The sequence below is a fragment of the Arsenicicoccus cauae genome (assembly GCF_009707125.1).
In the GTDB taxonomy this organism is placed as follows: domain Bacteria; phylum Actinomycetota; class Actinomycetes; order Actinomycetales; family Dermatophilaceae; genus Arsenicicoccus; species Arsenicicoccus cauae.
This window is the reverse complement of record NZ_WLVL01000044.1, coordinates 1-26,316: the sequence shown is the minus strand read 5'-3', so window position 1 is coordinate 26,316 and position 26,316 is coordinate 1. Positions and strand designations below refer to the sequence as shown.

Here is a 26,316-nt window from a genome sequence, read left to right as displayed (position 1 = left end):
TACCCGATTTACCTGAACAGCGTAGCAGGACGTTCGGGAAAACCGCCCACTCCGCCGACAGCGGACTGGGCGGTTTTCCCGAACGGCGTCACGGCTTCCCCACGTCATCTTGAGCGAACGCGGCGTCGAGCAACTCGGCGGTCAGTGGGTTCACCTGCTCATTGCGCCTGATGTAGTGCTCAATCGTCACCTTCGGGTCGGTGTGGCCGAGCAGCTCGCTGGCTAGGTTGAGGCTGGCCTGCTCATTGATCACCGTCGCGACGGTGCGGCGAAACATGTGCGGACTGACTCCGTCGATGCCGGCGTCGCCGAGGACCTTGCGAAGCTGGCGCCTCACGTTGGCCGTCGTAAGCGGCGTCCCCTCCCGGCTGCGGAACACCAGCGCATCCAGCGAGTGGTCGGCCATGATCGCCAGCCGGCGGCGCAGTGCCTCGGCCGTGAAGGACGGCAGCGCGATCACCCGGTTGAAGCGGTCGGTCTTCGGATGCTCCTGGCGGTAGGTCCCGACACCGCGCTCGGAGATCACGGTGCCGCAGATCCGCAGGGTCGCCGGGGTCGTCGTCAGGTCCAGGTCGCCGCGACTGATCGCGAGCACCTCGCCAATGCGGGCCGAGGTGCCGAGCATGACCTCGACGATCTGTCCGACCTGGCCGTCCGGGTTCGGGCCCGACGTGCCCCGCGACTGCTCCCACGCCTTGATGACGGCCCGGATCGCGTTGACCTCGGTCGCGGTCAGCGCGGTCGGCGTCCGCTTCGGCTTGTGCAGGCGAGCGACCCCGTCGATCGGGTTGCGGTGGATCACCTCGTGCCGCACCGCGAGGCCGAACGCAAGCCGGAGCACGGTCTTGGCCCGCTTGGAGCGGGCGTACGACTGCTTGCCAAGCTCCTTGAGCAGGGCATCGCACCGGGCGACGCCGATCTCGCGCAGGGCGTAGCCGCGGAAGGCCGGAAGCACGAGCCGGTTCATGTCACGCTCGTAGTTGAACCGGGTCGCCGGCGCGATCCGGGCCTCCAGGTCGAGGTCGGCCAGCCAGTACTCCACCAACGCCGGGAACGGGCTGTCCGGCGCCAGCGTCGTGTCAACGGGCTGGAAGGCGTTGCGCTCCGCCAGCCGCCGCTTCAACTCGACCTCGGCCGCCGGCCGCGATGTCGCGGTCGCCTGCACCAAGCGCGTCTGCCCGTCCCAGTCGCGGAAGCGGGTGCGCGCCTCGACCTTGCCCTTCGCGCGCTGGATGAAGGCGATCTCGCCGTAACCACCGACGGGGATGCGTGGCCTACTCATGACGACCACCATCACGATGACCACGACGGTGATCAGCATGATCACGATCACCATGACGATCACGATCAGGTTCATGCTGATCATCGAGCCATGCCTGCACGTCGCTCACGGCGAACCGCAGGTGCTTACCGAGCTTGAAGGCTCGCGGCGCCCGGCCGGACAGCCGCCAGTCGTAGATGGTCTGCACGGGGACACCGAGGTACTCAGCGAGCTCCTCGACCCCGATGAGGGGCTCCAGCCCCAGTTCTTGAGTGTTCATGCCCATCAGGTGTGCGAGCCGTACCGAGCAGCCCCGAGGCAACCGGAACGGACGGCGTCGACACCCCGCGGATGGCGCTGCGCACCTGCTCAATGTGATGGGTAAACGATGGGATCGCATGTCGCCCCCAAAGCGAAAGTCCAGGTCAACCATGGGCTGAACTGGACTTTCTTCGTAGCGGGGGCAGGATTTGAACCTGCGACCTCTGGCCGTGCCGCGTCGGCGGTCGTCGGGCGGCGGCTCAGCTGTGTCCGAGCCGCGTCCCGCCGTACTTCTTGTGGACTGCCTGACGGCTGACGCCTAGCACCCGCGCGATCTCCGCCCAGGAGGCGCCGCGCGTTCTCGCCTTGGGCACGACCACCGCCTCGGCGCGGTCGACCTCGCGGTGCAGCTCGGCCACCGCGGCGAGCGTGATCGGCCGCGCTGCGCTCACGGAGCCTGAGCTGCCGCAGCGACCAGGAAGTATGCCCGGCAACGGGCGCTTTGGCGACATCGGTGGGGCGGTCACGCGGCCAGCGAGGCCCTCAGGCGCGGAGGGACTTCTCGATCGCGTCGACCATCACGTCGATGTCGTCCGTCGTCGCGACCAGCGGGGGAGCGAGGCGGATCGTCGAGTCGTGCGCGTCCTTGGCGAGCACGCCATGGCCGGCCATGCGGTGGCACAGCTCGTAGCCCGTCATCAGGTGCCGGTCGATGTCGAGGCCGGCCCATGCGCCGCGCACCCGCACCTCCAGCACGCCGTGCTCGCGCAGCGCCTCGAGCCGTGGCGTCATGTGGTCGCCGAGAGCGCGGGCACGCGAGTTCCACTCGTCGGTGAGCAGCATCTGCACGACCTCGTGCCCGACGGCCGCGGCCAGCGGGTTGCCGCCGAAGGTCGAGCCGTGCGAGCCCGGCGTGATCACGTCCATCACGTAGTGGTCCGCCGCGATCGCCGACACCGGCAGGATGCCGCCGCCGAGCGCCTTGCCCATGACATAGATGTCGGGCACGACGTCCTCGTGGTCGCACGCGAAGGTCCGCCCCGTCCGGGCGAGCCCGGACTGCACCTCATCGGCGATCATCAGCACCTCGTGCCGGGTGCACAGGTCACGGACGCCCGACAGGTAGCCGGCCGGCGGGATCAGCACCCCGCCCTCGCCCTGGATCGGCTCCAGCAGGACCGCGGCCGTGTGCTGGTCGATCGCCTGGTCCAGGGCCTCGAGGTCGCCATACGGCACCACCCGGAAGCCGGGGGTATAGGGGCCATAGCTGCGCCGCGCGATGTCGTCCGTCGAGAAGGACACCACCGTGGTCGTGCGGCCATGGAAATTGCCTGCCATCGTGACGATGGTGGCCTGGTCCGCGGGGATCCCCTTGACGTCGTAGCCCCAGCGCCGGGCCACCTTGACCGCGGTCTCGACGGCCTCGGCGCCGGTGTTCATCGGCAGGATCATGTCCTTGCCGGTCAGCGTCGCGAGGTCACGGGCAAAGGGCCCGAGCTGATCGCTGTGGAAGGCGCGGCTCGTCAGCGTCAGCTGGTCCAGCTGCTGGTGGGCCCGTGCGACCAGCCGCGGGTGACGGTGCCCGAAGTTGAGCGCCGAGTAGCCCGCCAGTGCGTCGAGGTAGCGCTTGCCGTCCACGTCGGTGACCCACGCGCCCTCGCCGCCGGTGAGGACGATCTCGAGCGGGTGATAGTTGTGGGCCGCATAGGTCTCCACGAGGCGGATGTGCTGGTTGGTGGTGCTCATGCCGTGCTCCTTGCCGTATGCCGGATGCCGGCCTCGTAGGCCCGCGTGAGGTGGTGCTGCAGGGGGAGGCTCGTCACGCCGAATCTAGCAATCGCGTCGGGCAGCGCCAGAGCTACGCAACCGACGGGACTGGGCCCGGACGGTCGATGGAACCGCCGGGGTTGGGTGTGTGCCCTTCGCTGGGCTTCCCACACATGACAACTGGTGTCCCATGACGCCGTGCCTGTCATCTGTGGCTAGTCCGCTCTCCGGTCGTCCGGGAGCAGCGGATGCAAGGCCCCCGACAAGGCTGCCCAGGCGTGGGGCCTGCCCGCGAGATGCCTGCGCAGCAGCGGCAGGTCGTGGCGAGGGACCGACGGGTCGATGTCGGCGAAGGCGCCCGCGTCGAGATCCTGGGCTCCCACCCGCTGACCTAGCGGGCAGGCAGATCACCGGTCGGTAAGCAGGTCGGGGTTGCGGGCCACGCGGACCAGGGCGGCGGCCAGGCTCGCGAGGTCCCGGCCGTCGACCAGGGTCGCCAACGTCGCCGGGTCGGTGGGGAGCCCGGCCTCCTTGGCGCCCTTGAGAACGAGGTCGTCGACGGAGGGGCGCACCTGGGGCCACACGGCCTGCACCTCGCGCAGGAAGATCGCGGCCCCGGCAGGACCGATCCCTCTGAACTCCTGCACGGCCTCGGCGATGCGTCTCGGGTCGCCGTCGGCCTCGTCGCGCAGCCGACGCAGGTCGCCGTCCCACCGGTCGAGCAGGAGCGTGGCGGCCTGGTCCAGGCGCGTCGCGGTGCTCTCGTCGTAGCGCGTGTATCCGCCCCGTCCAAGGGTCCGCACCCGCTGCTGCCAGGTGCTCTCGCGCAGGTGCTGCGGGGTCCGCCACCCCTCGGACCAGAGCTCGCGCGCCGTGGCCACGGCGATGTCGGAGCGGATGCGGGTCGACAGCAGCAGGCTGAGAACGAGGAGCTGCCACAGAGGGGCAGGCTTGTCCTGCAACGTGATTCCTGCGTCAGCGGCAAAGGTGGCGCCGTGCTGCTCGATCAGCCAGCGAGTGGTGTCCCTGTGAACGGCCGCGTTCTTGTCCTTGCGCGCGTGGCTGTCCGGCATCAGCTCAGGATGTCCTTGCGCCGGAACCACCAGTAGGCCGCAGCGACCGTGGCCACCCCGTAGATCAACGACCAGAGGGCGCTGAGCTGGATGTCGGTCCAGGCGATGTCGGGGGACAGCGCTCGGATCCAGGCGCGGGAGTAGTGCATGGGCAGGGCGTGCCGCAGGTCGCCGAGCTGCTCGATGGTGTCCAGGATCGACGCGACGATGGTCACGAGGACCGCACCGCCGACGGCCCCGAGCGGCGCGTCGTTGAGGGTGCCGATGAGCAGGGCGATGCCGACGACCTGCACGAGGTTGACCGCGACGATCCCCGCGGCCAGCGCGAGCCGTGGCAGGAGCTGCTCCCAGGTCAGGCCGGTCCCGATGGGGCTGGAGTAGGGCGCCCACCCGTAGGCGAGGCCACCCACCAGCAGCGCCCACGCCGGCAGCAGCGCAGCCGCCAGCGCGGTCGACCCCAGAGCCACGACGAGCTTGCTCGTCAGGAGCCGGGCCCGGCTGACCGGCGCCACCAGCAGGTAACGCAGCGAGGACCACGACGCCTCGGACGGCACGGCGTCGCCCGCGAAGAGCGCGGCGAGGATCACAAGCAGGAAGTCGCTCGCGGCGAACAGGCAGAACACCGCGAAGTTGGGGCCGCCCTCACGCGCCAGGTCGACGTAGCGCCCGCCGCCCGACCCGTCGTCGCCGAGAGAGAACGCGGCCACGAGCACCAGCGGCAGGGCCAGCAGCAGGCCGAAGCCCCATGCCGTGCGGCGGCGTCCGACCTGGCGACCCAGCTCGACCCGCCACCGCAGGGGCTTGGCGCGACGGGTCGAGCTGGTTCGCTGCTCGCCGGGTCGGTGGGTGTCGCGCGGGGTGCGCGCGGTGCTGGGGCTCATCGGGCACGCACCTGACGCAGGCTGTCCATGCGGGTCCTTTCGTCGGGCTGGTCGCCGCCGATCACCCCGAGAAAGACCTCCTCGAGACGGCGGCGCGGCGCCACCGAGTCGACGTCGCCGCCGGCCGCGACGACCGCGGCGACGATCTCGCCGCGGGGGGCATCGCTGACGAGGGTCAGGGTGTGGGCGTGCCGGTCGAGGCGGAGCTCGTGCAGCGACGGGCCCAGCCGACCGGAGCGCACGGCGTCCTCGACCGCGGCGGGGTCGCAACCGGGGCCGAGCGTGACGACGGTCGTGCCGTCGCCGCTGGTCAGGTCGGTGACCGAGCCGGCGGTGACGACGCGGCCGCGGTGCATGACGACGACGTGCGTGCAGGTCTGCTCGACCTCGGACAGCAGGTGGCTGGACACCACGACGGTCCGGCCCGTGCGCGCGTAGTCGAGCAGGATTGGGCGCATCGCGGCGATCTGGGGTGGGTCGAGGCCGTTGGTCGGCTCGTCGAGCAGCAGCACCTCCGGACGGCCGAGCATGGCCTGTGCGATGCCCAGTCGCTGACGCATGCCCTGGCTGTAGGTGCGGACGGGCCGGTCCAGCGCGTCCCCGAGAGCGGCGACGTCGAGCGCCTCGTCGATGTGGGCCTCGGACGGGTCGCGCCCGGTGGCGCGCCAGTAGGCGTCGAGGTTCTGGCGACCGGTGAGGTGAGGCAGGAAGCCCGGCCCCTCGATGAGCGCGCCCACCCGGTCCAGCACGGGCGACCCGGCGTGCACCGGCTGCCCGAGCACGTGGACGGCCCCGGAGTCGGGGCGGATGAGGCCGACGAGCATGCGCATCGTGGTGGTCTTGCCGGCGCCGTTGGGCCCGAGGAGGCCGACGACCTGACCAGCCTCGGCGCGCCAGGACACGTCGTCGACGGCCCGGTGCCCGTCCTTGTAGGTCTTGACCAGGTGATCCACCGCCAGGGGCACGTCGGCGTCCTCGGCGCGGGTGTCGCGTCGGTCCCCTCGTCGGCGGCGCCAGGCGGCGAGGGCGGCCAGGACGCTGACGGCCAGCACGAGCGCCGCGAGTCCGCTCGCGGCCCAGCCGACCTCCCGATCGACGGACCGTATGCCGCCTCCGCCGGCACGTGGATCGGTGACGGCCTCGGCCGGGACGACGGGCAGGGCGAGGCCGGCGTCGGCGAGCTCCACCGCGTAGGCACGCGCGTCGGTGGGCGCGGCGAAACCCGCGTCGGTCGACGACACGAGCACGCGCCAGCGCGAGCCCGCCGCCATCGCGTAGGTGCCGGCGGGCAGGGCCACGTCGACTTCCACCGGGACGCCGGGGGTCGTGGCGACGCGGACGGGGACGACCTGGGAGCGTGGGGAGACCGGCCCCGACGGGGTGACCCGCCAGAGGGACACGAAGACCGTCGCGTCGCGGGCGGTCGAGGTCAGGCGCAGCCGGACCCGGGGCGCGCCGACGACGTCGAGCCGGTCCGTGAGCTGGGCGGTGTCGAAGGCCGCGTGCTGGCCGGGCAGGGCGGCCAGCGAGTAGGCGGCGGTGGCGGCGAGGTCCACGACGCCCGAGCCGCCGGACCCACCTGACCCGCCGGAACCGCCCGAGCCGCCAGACCCCGCGTCGCCCGACCTGCTCGACGACTCCCCGCCGAGCGCGCCGCCCAGGGCTCCGAGGTTGCTCATGGCGGCGGGGTCGCCGCCGGGCGGGGAGAGCAGCCGAGCCGGGCCCCTGCCGCTGCCGGCCCCTGCCGCGCCATCGGCAGAGCCCGGACCCGCTGCAGAGCCCTGTCCTGCGGCGGGGGCCAGGGCAACGCGCGTGGCACCAGCCGCCGCCTGGTCGAGTCGGGGCGGCGCTGCAAGGCGCACCTCACGGTCACCTCCCTGCGCGGCGAGGGGAGCGCTGAAGGCGGGGAGCGGCATCCCGGCTCGCAGGTCGCCCCCGGCCTGCTGCCGGCCCTGGTCGGTGAGGTAACGCTGGAACCAGGGGATCAGCGTCTCCGCGTCGTTCGGCTCGGTGCCGCCGTCGTGGCCGCCGTCGAACCAGCGGACCGCGACGGGCGTGCCGTTGGCCGCGAGCTGCCGTGCCGTCGCCCCGGCCTGGTCGAGGCCGACGAAGGAGTCACGCATGCCCTGCACGAGCAAGGTCGGCGCGGTGACCCTGCTCGCCACCGCCGACGGTCCGTGACGGCGCAGCACCTGCTCGAGCGCGGGGGAGGGCCGGCCCGTCGTGGCGGCGTCGAGGAACAGTCGGCAGATGGTCGGGTCGAAGCGGCCGCACAGGGCGGCGTCCGGTGTGCGGGGATCGTTGCCCCCGCTCGCGGGCCGCGTCTGACCGAGCGCGGAGGAGAAGAAGATCGAGGCCCAGCGGCGCTTGAGCACGCCTGGCGCAGAGCCCACCCCGCCGGGCACGAAGGTCTCGGACAGGTCGTTCCAGGTGATGCCGGCGACGACGGCGTCGACGCGGCGGTCGGTGCCGGCGAGCATGATGCCCAGCGCCCCGCCGTAGGACCCGCCCGCGACGCCCACCCGCGGGTCCTTGGCAGCGTCGAGCTGCACGTCGGGCCGACCTGCCAGGGTGTCGAGCAGCCGTGAGGCGTCGGCGATCTCGTAGTCGGGGTCGTCCAGATGGATGAGTCCCCCTGAGGCTCCGAACCCCCGGGCCGTGTAGGCCAGCGCGACGTAGCCCTGACCGGCCAGCTCGCGGGCTCGGCTCATGAGGTCGGCCTTGCTGCCGCCGAAGCCGTGGGCGAGCAGCACGGCGGGGTGCCGTCCCGGCGAGGTGGGGGAGACGACCGTCGCCTCGAGCGTCACCGTGGACCCATCCGACTCCGCCCTGACCGGGACGCGCACCGACTCCTCGCGGACCTCGGAGGGAACTGACGCCGACACCGCCACCGGACGCGACGCCGACACCGCCACGGGACGGGACGCCGAGGCCGCCGCGGTCGAGCCTGCCGGGACCGTCGCCAGGGCGGTGGTGAGCACCGCCAGCGCGGCCAGCCTGCGTCTCATCGTGGCCCTTCGGGAGTCGGAGCGAGATGATCGATGATGCCTCGTCTCAGGCGGTCTCGTCACGGCTGACGATCGCCTCCCGCTGCGGCGCGGAGAGGTCCAGCTCGGGGCGGCGCACGTCCTCGTCGAGCGCGTCGAGCAGCTCCGCCGACGTCAGGGGGCGGGCCGCCGTCTCCACGACGTCGACGGTGGGCGGCGCCGCCGACACCAGCTCGAGCTCGTGCATGCGTCGTGCCGTCACGAGGACCCGTGACTCGAGGGTGCCGACCATGGCGTTGTAGGCCTCGACCGACCGGGACAGCTGGGCCCCGAGCCGGGTGGTGTGCCCGGCGAGGGTGCCGATGCGGGCGTAGAGCTCCTTGCCGAGCGCCAGCAGCTGGGCGGCGTTGCTGGCCAGGGCGTCCTGCTGCCAGGTGAAGGCGACCGTGCGCAGCAGCGCGAGCAGCGTGGCCGGAGAGGCCAGCACGACGCGTCGGGCCAAGGCGTCGTCATACAGCGTCGGGTCGTGCGCGAGGCCGGCGGCGAGCACGGCGTCGGACGGCACGAAGCAGACGACCATCTCGGGCGTGGTGGGGAAGGCGGTCCAGTAGGCCTTGGCGGCGAGCGTGTCGACGTGCCCGCGCAGCGCGCCGGCGTGGGCACGCAGGTGCGCCGATCGCTGCGTCTCGTCGAGGCCCTCGGCCTGCGCCGCCAGGAACCGCGTCAGGGGCGCCTTGGCGTCGATGACCAGCACCTTGGCGCCGGGCAGGCGCACGACCGCGTCGGGACGCACGGCCGCGTCGTGCTCGCTGACGGCGCTCACCTGCTCGTCGAAGTCGCACCGCGCGAGCAGGCCCGCGTGCTCGAGCAGCCGCCGCAGCTGGGCCTCCCCCCACGCCCCGCGCACGCTGCTGGACTGCAGCGACCCTGCCAGCGAGGCGGTCTGGTCGCGCAGGGCCGCGGTCGTGGCGGTGACCTCCTCGAGACGGCTGCCGAGGGCGCCATACTGCAGCTGTCGGTCCCGCTCGAGCGTCCCGACGGTCCGCTCCATCCGCGAGAGGGCCTCGCGCATGGGGGCCAGCGTCGCCGAGGTCTGGGAGTCTTCCGCGAGGCTGGTCTCGAGGTCGAGGCAGCGCTCGCGCAGCAGGTCGCGCTCGGCCGTCACCCCGGCGAGCGCGGTGCGGCCGGCCTCGCCCGAGCCCCGTAGCGCCAGCCAGGTGACCAGCGTGCCGAGGGCGATCCCCACGAGGAGACCGGTGACCAGGTTCACGTCCATGGCTGCAGCCAAGCACCCACCACCGACAGACCCTGTTCACCTCGCCGCAACGAGGGATCTACCGATCAGTAGGCCCGAGCGTCCTAGCCTCGCCCGCATGCGCCTCACCCCAGTCCTCGCCACCGTCGCCGCGGCCACGTTCACGCTCGCCGCGACGCCCGCCCACGCCGTCACGACCGAGCCGGACGGCGCCTTCCGCGACCCCGCCACCTATGACCTCGCGATCGCGCACATCACCGACACCCAGTACCTCAGCCAGTGCGCCAACGGCGCCGGCATCCTGCCGGCCAAGATGAAGCGTTGCCAGGCGATCTACACCGGCATGAACCAGTGGATCGTCGACAACGCCGCCACCCGCAAGATCGCCTACACCGCGCACACCGGTGATCTCGTCGACTCCTACTGGTTCAAGACCCCCAACCTCGCCAAGGGCGAGTTCTCCTGGGCCGCCAAGGCGCAGGCCGTGCTGGACGACGCGGGCATGCCCAACGGCGTGCTCCCCGGCAACCACGACAACGCCCGAGGCGCCGACTCCTCGGTCTACAACCAGTTCTTCGGCCCGGCCCGCTACCAGGCCGCCAGCGCCCGCGCCACCCAGCCCTACTACCAGGGCCCCTGGAAGGCCGGCGACAACAGCAACCACGTCGACACCTTCCGGGCGGGCGGCGTGGACTTCGCCGTCGTCCACCTCGGCTACCAGCCGAGCGACGCCGCCCTGGCCTGGGCCGATGCCGAGATCAAGAAGCGCCCGCGCGCCAATGTCATCGTCGCCACCCACGCCTACCTGAAGCCCGGCCCTGCCCCGGACGGCGTCGGCGCCCCCCTGAGCGACGACGGCGCCCGCGTCCGCGGCCGCGTCGTCGACCCCAACCCCAACGTCTTCCTCGTGCTCTCCGGGCATGAGCACGGCGTCGGGCGCAACGTCCGCCAGGACGCCGGCAGCCCCGGACACCAGGTCATCGAGCTGATGGCCGACTACCAGGACTACGACGCGGGCTGGGACGGCCGCGGCCACGCGGGCTTCGTGCGGCTGCTGCAGATGGACGTGCAGCGCGGCGAGCTGACCGTCGACACCTTCTCCCCGTCGCTGCAGTCCTTCCGCAGCCGCGACTACGACACCAAGATCGGTCGGCACTACAGCGGCGCCGAGGACGAGTTCACCGTCCCCGTCCGCCTGATCAAGGGCTGAGCCCGCGACGATCGGGCCGTATGCCGAGCCGCCCGGCCCCTCGCCATACGGATGCCTCAGGTGCAGGCTCAGGGAGGCTGATTCGTTTCCGGTGTGGCTTTGCCCGACGAGAAGTGCCGCGCTGCAGATAATGTCAGTTGCGGCGTATCGATTGGCAGGGGGTTGAAATGTGGTTCACTGGCAGGCGGAGAGTTGCCAAGTCCTCTCGACATCGAGCAAGTCGGATGGATGCCGTTGTGACGGAGGCCGACCCGACCAACAAGCCACAAGTTGATCGGCGAGAGATCTGGGATGCCGCCCAGATGATGGAGGCCCGCTCGCTCAACCACGATCTCCTTCTCTGGCAGGCGCCAGCCCTGGCTATGACCGCACAGGCATTTCTGTTCACGATCGCCCTTGGCGCAGATGTCTCCCGTCTGGCGAGAGGCATTTCATCGTGCCTGGCTTTCATTATTTCGTGCATGTCTGTCTTGCTCATGCAGCGTCACTATATCTATATGCGCGCAGAGCGTCGCGAAATTGCCCGTCTTGAACGCGTGCTGGGGATTGATCGACCCGTTGTGGGGGGATGGTACGAGCGCAAGATTCTCATGCCCTATGTCTGGATGGCTTGCCTCGCCCTGATAGGACTAACCGCCTTAGCTCTATTCGTGATCGCCATAATATGGCCCATATGGCTGGTCGGAGTTTCGCCCAAGGGTGGGTAATTGCAACGAGTCCGAACTGCAGCAGCGGCGTTGCTATCCGAACCTCAGCGGTCGCGGTGCTGACCTTGCGTGACGGATCCGGCCGGGCATCGTGCGGCGCGCTGACCGTCCAGTCGTCGCCGAGGGTGACGATCTGGGGTCTGGCGCGCGGACTCGTCCCGGGCCCCGCAGCGCCGGGAGGCCGAGCAGCGCGATGGTGTCCCGCCAGGTCTTTTCGAACTCGACCGCGCAGTTCTCGTAGGGGCGAGGAAGCACGGGTAGATCGGCAGGAGTTCGCGGGTCGGCAGGTAGACGGGCTCGTCCTGCAACGCTCGGGTGGGGTGCTGGTTGATCGTCACCGCCGTCGAGGTGTTCGTCGCGAAGCTGAAGTTGAGCGGGTTGCCGATCCCGGCGCACTTCACCGTGACGCTGGTGCGTCGCCTGCCGACCGCGCGGTTGGTCAGACGTCCCAGGCGATCGGGGCGGAAGGCACCGACGAGCTTGTCCGCAAGTGCCGTCGACAATGCCGCCTTGGTCCGAGCGCTTGGTGCTTCCGCGTCGCTGAACACCTTGGTGGAGGCGTGGAGCGCCTCCATGAGCTGCGACTTGCCCGTGTCCGTTCTCATCCACGATGACTCTCAATCGCGGGGACAGCGTCAGGTCGAGCGACTCGAAGGGGCGACGGCCTCGAGCCTGACGCCGGAGATGGGGTGCTGAGCCACGCCCGCAGCCCACTCAGTGGGGTCCCGCTGAGTGGGAGCCCACGCGCACCTCACCGGAGCGACAGGCAGTCGTATCGCGGGGCGCGCGGCCCCTTGCCGTACGGCTGCCTCCCGCGCGGAGACAGGCGGCAGGGACCTGCGCGACCCAGCCGATAGACTCGCGTCCCGTGGCTCTGACTATCGGGATCGTGGGACTGCCCAACGTGGGCAAGTCGACCATGTTCAACGCCCTGACCAAGAACAACGTGCTCGCCGCGAACTACCCCTTCGCGACCATCGAGCCCAACGTGGGCGTGGTCCCGCTGCCCGACCCGCGGCTGAAGGTGCTGGCCGGGATCTTCGGGTCGGAGAAGATCCTGCCCGCGACCGTGTCCTTCGTGGACATCGCGGGGATCGTGCGCGGCGCGTCCGAGGGGGAGGGGCTGGGTAACAAGTTCCTCGCCAACATCCGCGAGTCCGACGCGATCTGCCAGGTCATCCGCGCCTTCGACGACGACGACGTGGTGCACGTCGACGGCAAGGTGTCTCCGAGCAGCGACATCGAGACCATCAACACCGAGCTGATCCTGGCCGACCTGCAGACCCTGGAGCGGGCGATCCCGCGACTGGAGAAGGAGGTCAAGGGCAAGAAGACGGACAAGGCGATCTTGGACAACGCGCTCGCGGCGCAGAAGGTCCTCGAGGAGGGCCACACTCTCTATGCGCGCGGCGAGGCGGCCGGCGTCGACCTGGCCGCGATCAAGGAGCTCTTCCTGCTCACGACCAAGCCCTTCCTCTACGTCTTCAACGTCGACGAGGACCAGCTCACCGACACCGCGCTGCAGGCCGAGCTGCAGGAGCTGGTCGCGCCGGCCGACGCGATCTTCCTCAACGCCAAGCTCGAGATGGACCTCGCCGAGCTCGACGAGGACGAGGCCGCCGAGCTGCTCGAGTCCGTGGGCGTGACCGAGCCTGGCCTGGACCAGCTGGCGCACAAGGGATTTCACACCCTCGGGCTGCAGACCTACCTGACGGCCGGCCCCAAGGAGTCCCGCGCGTGGACGATCCGCAAGGGCTGGACCGCCCCGCAGGCGGCCGGCGTGATCCACACCGACTTCGAGCGCGGCTTCATCAAGGCCGAGGTCGTGTCGTATGACGACCTGGTCGCCACGGGGTCGATGCAGAAGGCCAAGGAGGCCGGCAAGGTGCGCATCGAGGGCAAGGACTACGTCATGCACGACGGCGACGTGGTCGAGTTCAGGTTCAACGTCTAGCACCTGCTCGGTCGTGTGCCTCGATGGCCGCGCTTCTCTCTGCGCCCCCAGGACGTGACACCGAGGCGGCGCGGCTGCCGTCCCGGCAGATCGGGTGAGTCTGTGGCTGGTCTACGCGCAGCGGACTCACCCGATGTGCGTCGGGCGGTGGGTCGCGGGGGCTTGCCTGCCCGTATGCCGGTCCCGCCGTCATGAGGGTTGACGGCATACGGCAAGGCTCCTGACCTCACGCCCACGGCATCCCCCCGCTGCCGGTGCTCAGCGCCACCGACCGCGACCGCCGCGTGACCTCGCGCCCGTCAACGTCGCTCGTCGGCCCATTGCGCGTCGCACACGACCGCTGCGGAGGCCAGCGCCACCACGGTCCTGGCCGCGCACGCCCATCGCAGCGGCCCGGTGGCCACCGCCCAGCTCCCAACGCGGCGCACCCCCACAGCACCAGCAGCCGGCGGGCGGGTCACGGGCCGTGCGTCCGCGACCGCCCCGGAATCCCCGGCCGCCGAACCGCGTTGAGGGGCGCATGAAGGCCTTCGGATTCCTCAGCTTCGGCCACTACGGCTACGGGCGGGGCCCGGGCGACCCGAGTGCCCGCGAGTCACTGCTGCACGCCATCGAGATCGCCCGCCAGGCCGACGAGCTCGGCGTCAACGGCGCGTACTTCCGGGTGCACCACTTCGCTCGCCAGTCCGCGAGCCCGATGCCGCTGCTCGCCGCCATCGCCGCGACGACGCAGCGCATCGAGGTCGGCACCGGCGTGATCGACATGCGCTACGAGAACCCGCTCTACCTCGCCGAGGAGGCCGCGCAGCTCGACCTCATCGCCGGCAACCGGATCGCCCTCGGCATCTCCCGCGGCAGCCCCGAGCCGGCACGCCGCGGCTGGGAGGCGTTTGGCTACACGGGGTCCGAGGACCCGCGCGGGGCGGACATCGCCCGCGCCAAGTTCGAGACCTTCCTCGATGCCGTCTCCGGCGGGTGGATGGCCGACGCCGACCCCGACCAGTTCGGTTCCGGGGGCCGGCTGCGGGTCGAGCCCCAGTCGCCCGGCCTCGCCGAGCGCATCTGGTGGGGTGCCGGCAGCCGCGACACCGCCGAGTGGACGGGCCGGCTCGGGCTCAACCTCATGAGCTCGACGCTGCTCACCGAGGCCACCGGCGCGTCCTTCGCGGACCTGCAGCGCGAGCAGATCGAGCGCTACCGCACGGCCTTCCGCGAGGCCGGCCACGAGCGGGTGCCGCGGGTGTCGGTGAGCCGCAGCGTCTTCCCGATCGTGGACAGCGGCGACCTGATGTGGGGCCAGCTGCGCGGCGGCGGCAGCGACCAGGTCGGCACGATCGACGGCTTCACCTCGACCTTCGGCAAGTCGTATGTCGGAGAGCCCGACCGCCTCGTCACCGAGCTGCAGGCGGACGCCGCCGTCCAGGCCGCCGACACGCTGATGCTGACGATCCCCTCCCAGCTCGGCGTCGAGGCCAACGTCAAGATCCTGCGCAACTTCGCCGAGCACGTGGCGCCCGCCCTCGGGTGGGAGCCCAACCAGGACGGCCCGGTCAGCGGCTACCCCGACGGCCCGCGCTGAGGCGCTGCGTCGCCACCAGCACGACGAGGGTCACGAGGCCGGTCCACAGCGCCGGCCGTGACTGCGCGCTCGCGCCGAGCAGCGCCAGCACCCCCACCATGAACGCCACCGCGACCCAGCCCGCGACCGGCCATCCGGGCGCGGGGAAGGCGCCGGGCGCGAGCTCGCCGCGGGCGATCCGGCGCTTCATCGCGAGGTGCGAGAGCAGGATCATCAGCCACACGAAGACCGTCGCGAAGCTCGCGACCGACGCCACGAGCACGAAGACGTTCTCGGGGACCAGCACGTCGAGCACGAGCCCCACGGTCAGCGCCGCCGCCACGAACCCCACCGCGGCGACCGGCACCCCGCGGTGGTTGGTGCGCGCCAGGGCCTCGGGGGCGTCGCCCTGCTCCGCGAGCCCGTGCAGCATCCGGCCGATGGAGAAGGTGATGGCGTTGAGCGCCGAGAACGCCGCGGTGATCACGACCGCGTTGAGCACGTGCGCGGCAGCGGGGAGCCCCACGGCGTCGAAGATCTGCACGAACGCGCTCGACCGCCCGTCCACCGTCGTCCACGGCGCGAGGCACAGGATGACGCCGATGGCCCCGACGTGGAACAGGAGCACGCGCCACGGGATCGTGTTGATCGCGCGGGGGATGGCGCGCCCGGGGTCCTGCGCCTCGGCGGCGGACAGCCCCAGGGTCTCGATCCCGCCGAACGCGAACACCACGACGGTGAACGAGACGAGCACCCCCCACAGGCCGTATGGCGCGAATCCGTCATGCGCCCAGAGGTTCTCGATGCCGGGGGTGCTGCCGCCGGGGAGGTGCAGGCCGAGCACCAGGATCGCGAGTCCCGCGACGATCATGGCGATGATGGCGGTGACCTTGACCAGCGACAACCAGAACTCCGTCTCGCCGAACACCTTCACGTGGACGAGGTTGAGCCCGGTGACGAGGGCGATGGCGCCGGCCACCCACACCCAGCCAGGGACCGCGGGCCACCAGTGACCGAGATAGACGGTGAGGGCCGTGACGTCCGCGACGGCCACGACGAGCATCTCGATGACGAACATCCACCCCGTGACGAAGCCGCCGAGGGGCCCGAGGTAGGTCCGGGCGTAGCGGCCGAACGAGCCGGCGCCGGGGTCGCGCACCGCCATCTCGCCAAGGGCCCGCATGACCAGGAAGACCGCGAGACCGGCGACGACATACGCGACCAGCACGGCCGGCCCGGCCATCTGGATCGCGCCGGCGGAGCCGTAGAAGAGGCCCGTGCCGATGGCGGACCCCAGGGCGATGAACTGCACGTGCCGTGTCGTGAGGCCCCGCACGAGGGTGTGCGGCTGGGCGGCGGCGAGTCGGGGCGGGGACGACGACGGCGACACGTGGGTCCTTCCTGTGGGCAACCGCCCCAGGTTAGACGTCGAGGTCAGGGGTATACCCTCGACGACACATGGCGGTATCGAGGAGGCACCGAGTGGACATCACCGACATCATCCTGGAGCAGCACGCGCAGCAGCGGGCGGCGTTCGCGCAGCTGGAGGAGTGGCCCAAGCAGGACGTCGAGGGACTGACGGCGCTGTGGCAGCGACTGCAGATCTTCCTGGAGACGCACGCCGAGGCCGAGGAGCGCTTCTTCTACCCGCACCTGCTCGACGAGGGCACCGGCGCCGCGGACGCGGACGACGGCACCGTCGAGGGCGAGGTGGAGGACGCCATCAAGGACCACAACAAGCTGCGCGACGCCATCCGCCGGGCCGGCGAGGTAGAGGTCGGCTCGGACGCCTGGTGGGAGGCGGTCACGGACGCCGACGTCGTCAACTCCGAGCACATGGGGGAGGAGGAGCGGCAGGACCTGCGCGACTTCCGCGACCACGCGAGCCTGCAGCAGCGGCACGACATCGCGGTGGACTTCCTGCGCTGGCAGGCCCAGAAGGCGGCCGACGGCATCACGCCCGTCGACAAGGACGCCGAGGCGTACGTCGAGGACCCCGAGGCCGAGCTGGCCCAGGCCGAGGACTCGGCGCAGGCCGCCAGCGGTACCGCCACGAAGGCTGCGAAGAAGGCGTCGGCCAAGAAGGCTGCGAAGTAAGCGGCCAAGTAGCCCGTCCCGCGCCTGAGGTTAGGCTGCCCTCATGAGCGAGCAGCGACGGCCCCGGGTGATGCGCACGGCCACCGTCACAGGCACCGAGCGACTCACCCGGGACCTCGTGCGCGTGCACCTCGAGGGACCCGACCTCACAGCGATCGACCCGTCCGAGCATACGGACCGCTATGTCAAGCTGCTCTTCGCGCCCGCGGGTGCGGCCTACGCCTGGCCCTTCGACCCCGACCGGATCCGCGACGAGCGGCCGCGCGAGCAGTGGCCGGTGACGCGCACCTACACGATCCGCAGCCTGGACCCCGTGGCGGGGCGGATGGCGCTGGACTTCGTGGTCCACGGCGACGAGGGTCTGGCCGGGCCCTGGGCGGCGGCCGCGCGACCCGGCGACGGCATCGGCTTCCACGGCCCAGGCGGCGGGTGGGGACCCGACCCGGCCGCCGACCTCCACCTGCTGGTGGGCGACGAGTCGGCGGCGCCCGCGATCGCGGCGACCCTCGACGCCCTGCCGCACGACGCTCGGGCTCGCGTCTTCCTCGAGGTCGCGGACGCGACCACCCACGTGCCGCTCCGGAGCACGCCGGGCATCGAGGTCACCTGGGTGCACCGCGACGAGGCGGGCGGCCGGTATGGCGTGGCCCTGGCCCGGGCCGTGCGTGAGGCGGGGCTGCCGGGCGGGGACGTCCGGGCGTTCGTGCACGGCAACGCCGACATGATCAAGGATCTGCGGCGCTACCTCTTCGTCGAGCAGGGGATGCCTCGGGACCGAGTCTCCATCTCGGGATACTGGCGCACGGGGCAGGACGAGGACGCCTGGCAGGCCGGCAAGCGGGACTTCGTGGCCGCGATGGAGCAGGAGCAGGACGGCCCGGCCCCGACCCCGACCGCCTGAGCAGCCCCGAGGGTCGGCTCAGCGGCCCAGCTGTGGGTCGCTCACGCTCGGCGCGCCGGTCTCCAGGTGGCCCGCCAGGACGCGGCGGAACGAGGTGCCGGGCACGGTCACGGTCAGGTCGTACCACCCGCCCGAGCGCCGCGTGTCGACCCGCACCGCCGAGCGGGACCGGCCCTTGCCGCGTCCGTGGTCGCGCAGGCTGGCGCTGCCCGCACCGCGCTCGTCGTGCTCGTCGCGTGCGGCCTCGCCGACGCCGCCCGCGCCGCCCTCTACGTCGTCACCGGCGCGCAGCGCGGCCGGGTAGGCGCTGGTGATCTCCACGTCGACCTCCCGGCCCTGGCGGGTCACGACGAGGCGCAGCCGGCCGGAGTGGCCCTGCGGCTCGAGCGAGACGGTGACCGCGTCCTGGGAGCGGTCGCCGGCATACGACCGGTAGAAGCCATTGGGTCCGTGCACGTCGACGTGGTAGGCGCCGGTGGCGGGCAGCGTCGCGCTGAGGGAGCGTCCCGCCTCGACGGTGTAGCTGTGGGGGGCGGCGGCGGGCTCGAGCAGCCGTGCCTGCAGCGCCGCGCCCAGCCGGCCGCGGTTGGTGAGGGTCAGGACGAGCCCCTGGTCGGTGGGCCGCTCGTCGAGCCGCAGGTCGTAGCCGAGCGGGCGGGCCGGACGGGTCCCCGGCTCCTGGCGGGGCATCGTCCCCGCCGCCGGCGGCACCGGCTTGTAGTCGGGGTGACGCTGCCGGTCGGTGGGCGCCCAGCCGGCCACGTCCATCAGGCGCGGTGGCGCCGCCGGGGTGCGGGAGAAGTCGAACGCGCTGGTCAGGTCCCCGAAGACGGCCCGGCGCCAGGGGGTGATCTGCGGCTCGCGCACCCCGAAGCGCCGCTCCATGAAGCGGATCACCGAGGTGTGGTCGAAGGCCTCCGAGCACACCCAGCCGCCGGTGCTCCACGGAGAGATGACCCACATCGGCACACGCGGCCCCGCGCCGTACGCCCCCGACGGGAAGCGCTTGTCGCCGGCCTTGCCGGGGTAGTACTCGAACTCGGTCGAGACCGTCGAGGCGCCGGGGATGTCGGGGTTGGTCGCCATCGGCGGGACGAGGTGGTCGAAGAAGCCGTCGTTCTCGTCGTAGGTGATGAACAGCGCCGTCCTGCTCCACACCTCGGGGTTGCTGGTGAGGGCGTCCAGCACCTGGGCGATGTACCACGCCCCGTAGGCGGTGGGCCAGTTGCTGTGCTCGGAGAAGGCCTCGGGCGCCGAGATGTAGGACACCGCGGGGAGCCGGCCGGCGCGGACGTCCTCGCGCAGGATCCGGAGGTAGTCGTCCCCGGTCCGGGCGGTGGTGCCCCGACGGGCCTTCTCGTAGAGCGCGTCGCCGGGCTTGGCATTGCGGTAGCGGTTGAAGTACAGCAGCGAGGTGTCGCCGTAGTTGCCGATGTAGGGGTCCTGGGTCCAGCCCCACGAGCCTGCGGCGTCCAGGCCGGTGCCCTCGTCCTGGTAGACCTTCCACGACACCCCGGCCGCCTCGAGCCGCTCGGGGTAGGTGGTCCAGTCGTAGCCGAGCTCCTCGTTGTAGAGCTCCGGGCCGCCGCCCTTGCCGTCGTTGCCTACCCACCCGGACCACAGGTAGTAGCGGTTGGGGTCGGTGTTGCCGATGAACGAGCAGTAGTAGCCGTCGCACACCGTGAACGCGTCGGCCAGCTGGTAGTGGAACGCCGCGTCGCGTCGCTCGAGGTGCGCCATCGTCGTCGTGCCCTTGGCGGGCAGCCACCGGTCGTAGCGCCCGCGGTTGACGGCCATCTGGCCGTCCCACCAGCCGTGCGGTAGCCCCTCGAGGAAGGCGTGGCCGAGCTCGTCCTGGTCGGGGCGGAAGGGCAGCACCTCCCGGGTCCCGTCGCTCTGGTGCCACACGTCCTTGCCGCTCGGGAGCACCGCGGGGTGCGGGTCGCGACCTGCAGGAACCGGCGACGGTCCATCGCGGTGACGTGCCGCTCGGGCTGCTGAGGAGGGTGGGACATGGGGGACCTCCGGATCGGATGAGCTGGTGCGCAGGAGCCTCCTCGCACCGGGCGACGGGGCGTGAGTGCCGGGTGACGGCCGTATGACGAGAGCGTGGACACCGTCTCGCCGGGCCGTCACCGAGCCCCGGCCGTCAGCGCAGCCGCGGGCTGACCAGGCCCAGCTCGCAGCCGCGCACGACTGCCGGCACCCGGCTGAGGACCCCCACCTTGGTCATGAGGCGGCCCACGTGCGCCTTGGCCGATGTGCGCGGTCGTCATCGTCGGGCAGAACTACGAGGCGCTGGTCGGTCACACGGACCTCGAGGCCGTGCTCTCGTCATACCTCGGTCTCCCGCTCTTCCTGGCGCTCTGTGCCGGGCACAAGCTGGTCACCCGGTCACGCTCCGTCGACCGGGCCACGGCCGACCTGAGCCGCGGCTGACCCGCACCGACCACGAACTGTGCTCGCCCGGGGGTCGGGCCAGGAACGAGACGGGAGCATTCACTCATTTGGTCCTGTCGGGGTGAATAGGACACGCATAAGGTTCCACCACCCCATACGAATGATGCCGTCGTCGTTCGTGCCCATCATGAGGAGCACCATGAAGCGCACCATCGCGGGCGCCACGGGAGCGATGCTCATCGCCCTGTCGCTGGCCCCCACCGCTCACGCCGTCACGTCACCGCGCGACCCCCAGCCGTCCGGCGCCGCGCAGAAGGACGACCGGTCCCACCCGCTCGGCGACAAGGAGCGCGCCCTGCGCAAGTCGGCCGTCGACAAGGTCGTCAAGGGCGCGGCCAAGGTCGAGACCAACAAGAAGGGCAAGAAGGTCATCAAGGTGGCCAAGGGCCAGTACGTCAACTACGACGTAAACCGTGAGGAGGACATCTTCACGATCCTCGCGGAGTTCGGCGACGGGGTGCACCCGACCACCGGCGGCACCGCCGGTCCGCTGCACAACCAGATCCCGCAGCCCGACCGCTCGCAGGACAACTCCACGATCTGGCGTGCGAACTTCGACCGCGCCCACTACCAGAACCTCATGTTCGGCGACGGCGAGTCCTTCAAGGACTTCTACCTCAAGCAGTCCAACGGTCGCTTCCTCGCCAAGGGCGACGTCTCCGACTGGGTCAAGGTGCCCTACAACGAGGCGCGCTACGGCAGCAACAAGATCTCCGACGCCGCCGGTGCCTGGCCGTTCGTGCAGGACTCGGCCAACGCCTGGTACGCCGCGCAGAAGGCCGCCGGCAGGACGGACGCCGAGATCACCGCCTACCTCAAGGGCTTCGACAAGGTCGACCGCTACGACTACGACCAGGACGGCGACTTCAACGAGCCGGACGGCTACATCGACCACTTCCAGGCCATCCACGCCGGTGAGGGCGAGGAGGCCGGCGGCGGCGCCCAGGGCGAGGACGCCATCTGGTCCCACCGGTGGTACGCCTACTCCAACAACGCCGGCAAGACCGGCCCCGCCACCAACAAGGCCGGCGGTGTGCAGATCGGCACCTCAGGCATCTGGATCGGCGACTACACCACCGAGCCCGAGAACGGCGGCCTCGGCGTCTTCACCCACGAGTTCGGTCACGACCTCGGCCTGCCGGACCTCTACGACACCCAGGGCGGGGACAACGGCACCGGCTTCTGGACCCTGATGAGCGGCGGCTCCTGGCTCAACGACGGCACCGTCGACATCGGCTCCAAGCCGGGCTACATGGGCCCGTGGGAGAAGCTCCAGCTCGGCTGGCTCGACTACCAGACCGTGAGCTACGGCAAGGACGGCAACGTCAAGCTCGGCCCCGCCTCGCTCGCGGGCAAGATGCCGCAGGCCGCGCTCGTGTCGCTGCCCGACAAGACCCGCACCTCCCAGCTCGTCGCCCCGCACTCGGGTAGCAAGCAGTGGTGGTCCGGCGCGGCTGACGACCTCAACGTTACGCTGACCCGCCCGATCGACCTGACCACCGCCAAGACGGCGTCGCTGTCCGCGTGGGTCAACTACCAGACCGAGGCGGAGTACGACTACTTCTACGCCGAGGTCACGGACGACGGCGGCGCCACCTGGAAGCAGCTGGCCACCTACGACGGCAGCTCCGGCGGCTACGTCCAGAAGACGTACGACCTGTCCGCCTACGCCGGCAAGCAGATCAGCTTCCGCTTCCGCTACGCCTCCGACGGCGGCGTCCACAAGCTCGGCGCGTTCGTCGACGACATCACCCTCGTCGCCGACGGGCAGACCGTGTTCACCGACGACGTCGAGGGCGACGCCAAGGGCTGGACGGCCAAGGGCTTCACCCAGGTCGGGGCCAGCTCCTCCGAGGCCGTCACGCATTACTACCTGGCGGAGAACCGCACCTACACCGGCTACGACCGCTACCTCAAGACCGGGCCGTACAACTTCGGCTGGGCCAACACGCGGCCCGACTGGGTGGAGCGCTTCCCCTACCAGGACGGCATGCTCGTCTGGTACATCAACAACGAGTACACCGACAACAACACGTCGGTCCACCCCGGTGGCGGCCAGGTCCTCCCGGTCGACGCGCGTCCCACGCCGATCCGCTTCCCCGACGGGGCGCTGCTCGGCAACCGTCGTCAGCCCTTCGACGCGACCTTCGGACTGCAGGCGACCGACCCGGTGACCTTCCACCGCAACGGCCAGGCGGTCACCGTGCCGTCCCAGCCGGCGATCCCGACCTTCGACGACAGCGACCCCAACCGCTACTGGTCGGCCGCCAACCCGTGGTCCTCCACCAAGGTGGCCGGCGCGGGCGTCAAGATCACGGTCAACAACATGGCCAAGCAGGGCGACCAGATGAACATCAAGGTCGACTACACCAAGTAGTCCCCGCGGGGCAGGACGACGAGTCCTGACCTGCACGCGAGCGGCCCGGCAGGGAGACCTGCCGGGCCGCTCGGTCTGTCGACGGTGCCCTGGCTGGGCGGGTGGCGTCAGTCGACCACGAAGACGTCGAGGTGCACCGCGTCCGGCGTTCGGCGCCCGGTGCCGAGGAGGATCGGCCCCGCCAGCCAGCCCCAGCGTGGACCGCTCGACGGCAACCGCGGCGTGCAGCGGAAGTAGATGCGGTCGAAGGGGACGACCTCGCCGCGCACCAGGGCGGCGATGTCCGGGGACGGGCGGCGCGCCACCCGCGGTGGGCGACCCGGGGAGGGTGGTCCGCGCACCGTCGCCGTCGCGCCAGCGCTGCGTGAGACGCGCGCCCGTCATACGGACCGGCTGGCTAGTCTGGAGACATGCCCGAACTGCGCTCACGAACCACCACCCACGGACGCAACATGGCCGGGGCGCGCGCCCTGTGGCGTGCGACGGGCATGACCGAGGGCGACTTTGGCAAGCCGATCGTGGCGATCGCCAACTCGTTCACCCAGTTCGTGCCCGGCCACGTGCACCTCAAGGACATGGGCCAGCTGGTCGCCGGCGCGGTCGCCGAGGCGGGCGGGGTGGGGCGGGAGTTCAACACCATCGCCGTCGACGACGGCATCGCCATGGGGCACAGCGGCATGCTCTACTCCCTGCCGAGCCGCGAGATCATCGCCGACTCGGTGGAGTTCATGGTCAACGCGCATCAGGCCGACGCGCTCGTCTGCATCTCCAACTGCGACAAGATCACCCCGGGGATGCTGCTCGCGGCGCTGCGCCTCAACATCCCCACGGTCTTCGTCAGCGGCGGGCCCATGGAGGCCGGCAAGGCCGTCATCGGTCCCGACGGGACCGCGCAGACCCGCCTCGACCTGATCGACGCGATGATCAAGTCCGTGGACGACTCGGTCTCCGACGAGGACATCACCACTATCGAGCAGAACGCCTGCCCCACGTGCGGCTCCTGCTCGGGCATGTTCACCGCCAACTCGATGAACTGCCTCACCGAGGCGCTCGGCCTCTCCCTGCCCGGCAACGGCTCGACGCTCGCCACGGCGAGCGCGCGCAAGGCGCTCTTCGAGCGGGCCGGCCACCTCGTCGTCGAGCTGGCCAAGCGGTGGTATGGCGAGGACGACGACTCGGTCCTGCCGCTGTCGATCGCCACCAAGCCCGCCTTCGCCAACGCCATGCGCCTGGACATCGCCATGGGTGGATCGACCAACACGATCCTGCACCTGCTGGCGGCGGCGCAGGAGGCCGGTGTGGACTTCGACCAGGACGACATCGATGCCCTGTCCCGCGTCACGCCCTGCCTGGTCAAGGTGGCCCCCAACTCCACCCAGTTCTACATGGAGGACGTGCACCGCGCCGGCGGCATCGCCGCGATCCTCGGTGAGCTGCATCGCGCCGGCATGCTCGACGACGACGTCCGCTGCGTGCACTCGCCGTCCTTGGAGCGGTGGCTGCAGGACTGGGACGTCCGTGGGGGTTCCGCGACCCCGGAGGCGATCGAGCTGTTCCACGCTGCTCCCGGCGGGGTGCGCACCACCGAGGCGTTCTCCTCGAGCAACCGGTGGGCGACCCTGGACACCGACCCCGAGAACGGCTGCATCCGGTCGGTCGAGCATGCGTACACCACCGAGGGCGGTCTCGCGGTGCTGCACGGCAACCTCGCCCCGGACGGCTGCATCGTCAAGACGGCCGGCGTCCCCGAGCACCAGTGGTCCTTCAGCGGGCCGGCGCGGGTGGCCGAGTCGCAGGAGGAGGCCGTCTCCAAGATTCTCAACGGCGAGATCCAGGGCGGCGACGTCGTGGTGGTGCGCTACGAGGGCCCGAAGGGTGGGCCGGGGATGCAGGAGATGCTCTATCCCACGAGCTATCTGAAGGGCGTGGGCCTCGGCCCCAAGTGTGCGCTGATCACCGACGGCCGGTTCAGCGGTGGCTCGTCCGGCCTCTCCGTCGGCCACGTCTCCCCGGAGGCCGCGTCGGGCGGGCCGATCGGCCTCGTGCGCGACGGCGACGTCATCGAGTTCGACATCCCGCAGCGCCGGGTCAACCTGCTGGTCCCCGACGAGGAGCTGGAGCGGCGGCGCGCGGAGCAGGACGAGCTCGGCTGGCGGCCCCGCGACCGGGACCGGCAGGTGTCCACGGCGTTGCAGATCTTTGCCCGGTTCGCGCAGAGCGCCGACAAGGGCGCCGCTCGCAAGCTGGACTGACCGGCCCCGCCGAGGGCCCGAGCGAGGCTTGAGCCGGACCGGAGGCGGGCGAGCGGTCAGCTCGAGACGGTGACGCTCATGCGCTGCCGCGCGGTCGACGACCCGCGCCCGACCGGGGTGGTGCCGATCGCCTTGCCCAGGCCGAGGCTGGGCATGTTGACGTAGATCGCCTCCCTCCGGCCGGGTGTCGTCACGTAGGTCTCGTGCCAGACCCCGACGTGCCCGTCCTTGGTGAGTTGTGCGAAGTCGCGCCAGGCCTGCAGGTGCGGGGCGTCCGCGTCGGCCGCGAAGGCCTGCAGCTGCTCCGACGACTCCCAGTACATGAGGACGAGCGGGGAGGGCAGCGCCCACAGGTCGTAGCCGAGCATGCCCGACCCGGGGTCGGTCTCGAGATGCTTCAGCATGCGTGGCATCGCGGTGAAGACTGGCCACCACCGGTCCACGCGCAGCGGGCTGTTGATGCCCATGCCGATGAGGAAGACCGTGATCTCGCGGTCGGAGTCGATGGTGTGGCGACCTAGGTTGATGCGGGGCATGACGCCTCCTGTGGTTCTGGGAGCGTACCGACGAATCATGACACCGTTATAAAACACCGTTATGTTACGGTCGTCAAGTGCCCAGACCCAAGCTGTATGACGACGACCTCCGGGGTCGCCTCATCGCCACGGCTGCCGACCAGGTCGCCGCCGGCGGGCTCGACGGCCTCTCGCTGCGGCGGGTGGCAGAGGAGGCCGGCACCTCGACCAACGCCGTCTACACCGTGTTCGGCGGCAAGGACGGGCTGGTCGGGGCCATGGCGTCCGAGGCGCAGACCTCCTTCGTCGCAGCCCAGCTCGAGGCGGTGGCCGGCCGCGACCCCCTCGACGACCTCCTCGCCCTGGGTCTGGCCTACCGCCGCTGGGCGGTGGAGCACGCGAGCCTGTATGCCGTCATGTTCGGCGGACGGGTGCCGCCGCCCGAGGACTGTGCCGAGGACGGGCTCGCCCCTCTGCTCGGGGTGGTGCAGCGCGTGGCCGACGCCGGCCGGCTGGTCGGGGAGGACGTCCACGCCGCCGCGCTCGCCATCTGGGCTGCCACCCACGGGTGCGTCGCGCTCGAGCTGGCCCTGTGGCCGGACCAGCCGGAGGAGCTCTCGGCGCGCGACTTCGAGCGGCAGCTCGCCGCGCTGACCCGCGCCTGGATCCTCGCCTGACTGTGAGGGTGTGACAGCAGCCCAGCGGTGATGGGCTGTGGTCGTCGGTCTCGTTCGTGACTCCTCGCCTGACTGGCTTCGTGCCTTCCGCGCGACTTGTCCGTTCGGGATCGGCGACCCGGC

The 26,316-nt window shown here is 71.1% G+C and carries 23 protein-coding genes; 10 read left to right on the top strand and 13 right to left on the bottom strand.

The genetic code is table 11. The annotated features are described in order from the left end of the window. Nucleotides 1–88 precede the first annotated feature (88 nt). From GGG17_RS14325 to GGG17_RS14290, 8 genes are all read right to left on the bottom strand, one after another. Nucleotides 89–1,357, bottom strand: coding sequence for a tyrosine-type recombinase/integrase (locus tag GGG17_RS14325; protein ID WP_230083039.1), 1,269 nt, complete (start codon nucleotides 1,355–1,357; stop codon nucleotides 89–91). Further along, nucleotides 1,275–1,541, bottom strand: a complete 267-nt coding sequence (locus tag GGG17_RS14320; RefSeq protein WP_230083038.1) for a helix-turn-helix transcriptional regulator — start codon at nucleotides 1,539–1,541, stop codon at nucleotides 1,275–1,277. The genes GGG17_RS14325 and GGG17_RS14320 overlap by 83 nt, the downstream gene beginning before the upstream one ends. A gap of 241 nt (nucleotides 1,542–1,782) precedes the next feature. Continuing rightward, nucleotides 1,783–1,974 carry a helix-turn-helix domain-containing protein gene (locus tag GGG17_RS16700; RefSeq protein ID WP_311966718.1) on the bottom strand — a complete coding sequence of 64 codons (192 nt, stop codon included), beginning with the start codon at nucleotides 1,972–1,974 and terminating at the stop codon, nucleotides 1,783–1,785. Between the two features lie 91 nt (nucleotides 1,975–2,065). After that, nucleotides 2,066–3,268 (bottom strand): ornithine--oxo-acid transaminase, encoded by a 1,203-nt coding sequence (gene rocD / locus GGG17_RS14310; RefSeq protein ID WP_154594384.1) that lies wholly within the window; start codon nucleotides 3,266–3,268, stop codon nucleotides 2,066–2,068. A 428-nt stretch (nucleotides 3,269–3,696) separates the two neighbouring features. Beyond that, entirely contained in the window at nucleotides 3,697–4,362 is a 666-nt protein-coding gene (locus GGG17_RS14305; RefSeq protein ID WP_154594383.1) for an endonuclease, read from the bottom strand. Beyond that, complete coding sequence (locus GGG17_RS14300) at nucleotides 4,362–5,243, bottom strand: DUF2705 family protein (RefSeq protein WP_154594382.1); 882 nt, start codon at nucleotides 5,241–5,243, stop codon at nucleotides 4,362–4,364. Before GGG17_RS14300 ends, GGG17_RS14305 begins: the two co-directional genes overlap by 1 nt. Continuing rightward, a complete protein-coding gene (locus tag GGG17_RS14295) occupies nucleotides 5,240–8,251 on the bottom strand; it encodes an alpha/beta fold hydrolase (protein WP_230083037.1) in 3,012 nt (1,003 codons plus the stop codon). The genes GGG17_RS14300 and GGG17_RS14295 overlap by 4 nt, the downstream gene beginning before the upstream one ends. A gap of 46 nt (nucleotides 8,252–8,297) precedes the next feature. Continuing rightward, nucleotides 8,298–9,506, bottom strand: coding sequence for a DNA recombination protein RmuC (locus GGG17_RS14290; protein WP_154594381.1), 1,209 nt, complete (start codon nucleotides 9,504–9,506; stop codon nucleotides 8,298–8,300). A 97-nt stretch (nucleotides 9,507–9,603) separates the two neighbouring features. Between GGG17_RS14290 and GGG17_RS14285 the strand changes: the two genes are divergently transcribed. After that, nucleotides 9,604–10,695 carry a metallophosphoesterase gene (locus tag GGG17_RS14285; protein ID WP_195849243.1) on the top strand — a complete coding sequence of 364 codons (1,092 nt, stop codon included), beginning with the start codon at nucleotides 9,604–9,606 and terminating at the stop codon, nucleotides 10,693–10,695. A 236-nt stretch (nucleotides 10,696–10,931) separates the two neighbouring features. After that, on the top strand, nucleotides 10,932–11,402 hold the full coding sequence (locus GGG17_RS14280; RefSeq protein WP_154594379.1) for a hypothetical protein: 471 nt from the start codon (nucleotides 10,932–10,934) through the stop codon (nucleotides 11,400–11,402). Between the two features lie 44 nt (nucleotides 11,403–11,446). On the opposite strand, the gene GGG17_RS14275 is transcribed toward GGG17_RS14280, so the two are convergent. Next, on the bottom strand, nucleotides 11,447–12,007 hold the full coding sequence (locus tag GGG17_RS14275) for a hypothetical protein (protein ID WP_154594378.1): 561 nt from the start codon (nucleotides 12,005–12,007) through the stop codon (nucleotides 11,447–11,449). 263 nt (nucleotides 12,008–12,270) lie between these two features. Between GGG17_RS14275 and ychF the strand changes: the two genes are divergently transcribed. After that, nucleotides 12,271–13,356 (top strand): redox-regulated ATPase YchF, encoded by a 1,086-nt coding sequence (gene ychF, locus GGG17_RS14270; RefSeq protein ID WP_311966717.1) that lies wholly within the window; start codon nucleotides 12,271–12,273, stop codon nucleotides 13,354–13,356. A 520-nt stretch (nucleotides 13,357–13,876) separates the two neighbouring features. After that, entirely contained in the window at nucleotides 13,877–14,935 is a 1,059-nt protein-coding gene (locus GGG17_RS14265; protein WP_154594376.1) for an LLM class flavin-dependent oxidoreductase, read from the top strand. On the opposite strand, the gene GGG17_RS14260 is transcribed toward GGG17_RS14265, so the two are convergent. Beyond that, the gene (locus GGG17_RS14260) at nucleotides 14,907–16,304 is read right to left on the bottom strand and encodes an amino acid permease (protein ID WP_311966716.1); all 1,398 of its coding nucleotides are present in this window, start codon (nucleotides 16,302–16,304) and stop codon (nucleotides 14,907–14,909) included. The two genes, GGG17_RS14265 and GGG17_RS14260, sit on opposite strands and share 29 nt — an antisense overlap. Before the next feature lie 92 nt (nucleotides 16,305–16,396). On the opposite strand from GGG17_RS14260, the gene GGG17_RS14255 reads away from it, so the two are divergent. Continuing rightward, nucleotides 16,397–17,011 (top strand): hemerythrin domain-containing protein, encoded by a 615-nt coding sequence (locus GGG17_RS14255; protein WP_311966715.1) that lies wholly within the window; start codon nucleotides 16,397–16,399, stop codon nucleotides 17,009–17,011. Nucleotides 17,012–17,054: 43 nt separating this feature from the next. Continuing rightward, complete coding sequence (locus GGG17_RS14250; RefSeq protein ID WP_154594373.1) at nucleotides 17,055–17,912, top strand: siderophore-interacting protein; 858 nt, start codon at nucleotides 17,055–17,057, stop codon at nucleotides 17,910–17,912. Nucleotides 17,913–17,930: 18 nt separating this feature from the next. Here the strand turns inward: GGG17_RS14250 and GGG17_RS14245 are convergent, their stop codons facing one another. After that, complete coding sequence (locus tag GGG17_RS14245) at nucleotides 17,931–20,048, bottom strand: phosphocholine-specific phospholipase C (RefSeq protein ID WP_288798365.1); 2,118 nt, start codon at nucleotides 20,046–20,048, stop codon at nucleotides 17,931–17,933. 123 nt (nucleotides 20,049–20,171) lie between these two features. On the opposite strand from GGG17_RS14245, the gene GGG17_RS14240 reads away from it, so the two are divergent. Beyond that, on the top strand, nucleotides 20,172–20,351 hold the full coding sequence (locus GGG17_RS14240) for a hypothetical protein (RefSeq protein ID WP_230083036.1): 180 nt from the start codon (nucleotides 20,172–20,174) through the stop codon (nucleotides 20,349–20,351). Nucleotides 20,352–20,511: 160 nt separating this feature from the next. After that, nucleotides 20,512–22,749, top strand: a complete 2,238-nt coding sequence (locus tag GGG17_RS14235) for an immune inhibitor A domain-containing protein (protein WP_154594372.1) — start codon at nucleotides 20,512–20,514, stop codon at nucleotides 22,747–22,749. 107 nt (nucleotides 22,750–22,856) lie between these two features. Here the strand turns inward: GGG17_RS14235 and GGG17_RS14230 are convergent, their stop codons facing one another. Continuing rightward, a complete protein-coding gene (locus GGG17_RS14230; protein WP_288798370.1) occupies nucleotides 22,857–23,054 on the bottom strand; it encodes a DUF3237 family protein in 198 nt (65 codons plus the stop codon). A gap of 105 nt (nucleotides 23,055–23,159) precedes the next feature. On the opposite strand from GGG17_RS14230, the gene ilvD reads away from it, so the two are divergent. After that, entirely contained in the window at nucleotides 23,160–25,001 is a 1,842-nt protein-coding gene (gene ilvD, locus GGG17_RS14225; protein WP_154594371.1) for a dihydroxy-acid dehydratase, read from the top strand. Between the two features lie 56 nt (nucleotides 25,002–25,057). Here ilvD and GGG17_RS14220 read toward each other — a convergent pair whose 3' ends face one another. Beyond that, nucleotides 25,058–25,537, bottom strand: coding sequence for a DUF4188 domain-containing protein (locus GGG17_RS14220; protein WP_034251324.1), 480 nt, complete (start codon nucleotides 25,535–25,537; stop codon nucleotides 25,058–25,060). 77 nt (nucleotides 25,538–25,614) lie between these two features. On the opposite strand from GGG17_RS14220, the gene GGG17_RS14215 reads away from it, so the two are divergent. Then, nucleotides 25,615–26,193, top strand: coding sequence for a TetR/AcrR family transcriptional regulator (locus GGG17_RS14215; protein WP_154594370.1), 579 nt, complete (start codon nucleotides 25,615–25,617; stop codon nucleotides 26,191–26,193). Nucleotides 26,194–26,316 lie beyond the last annotated feature (123 nt).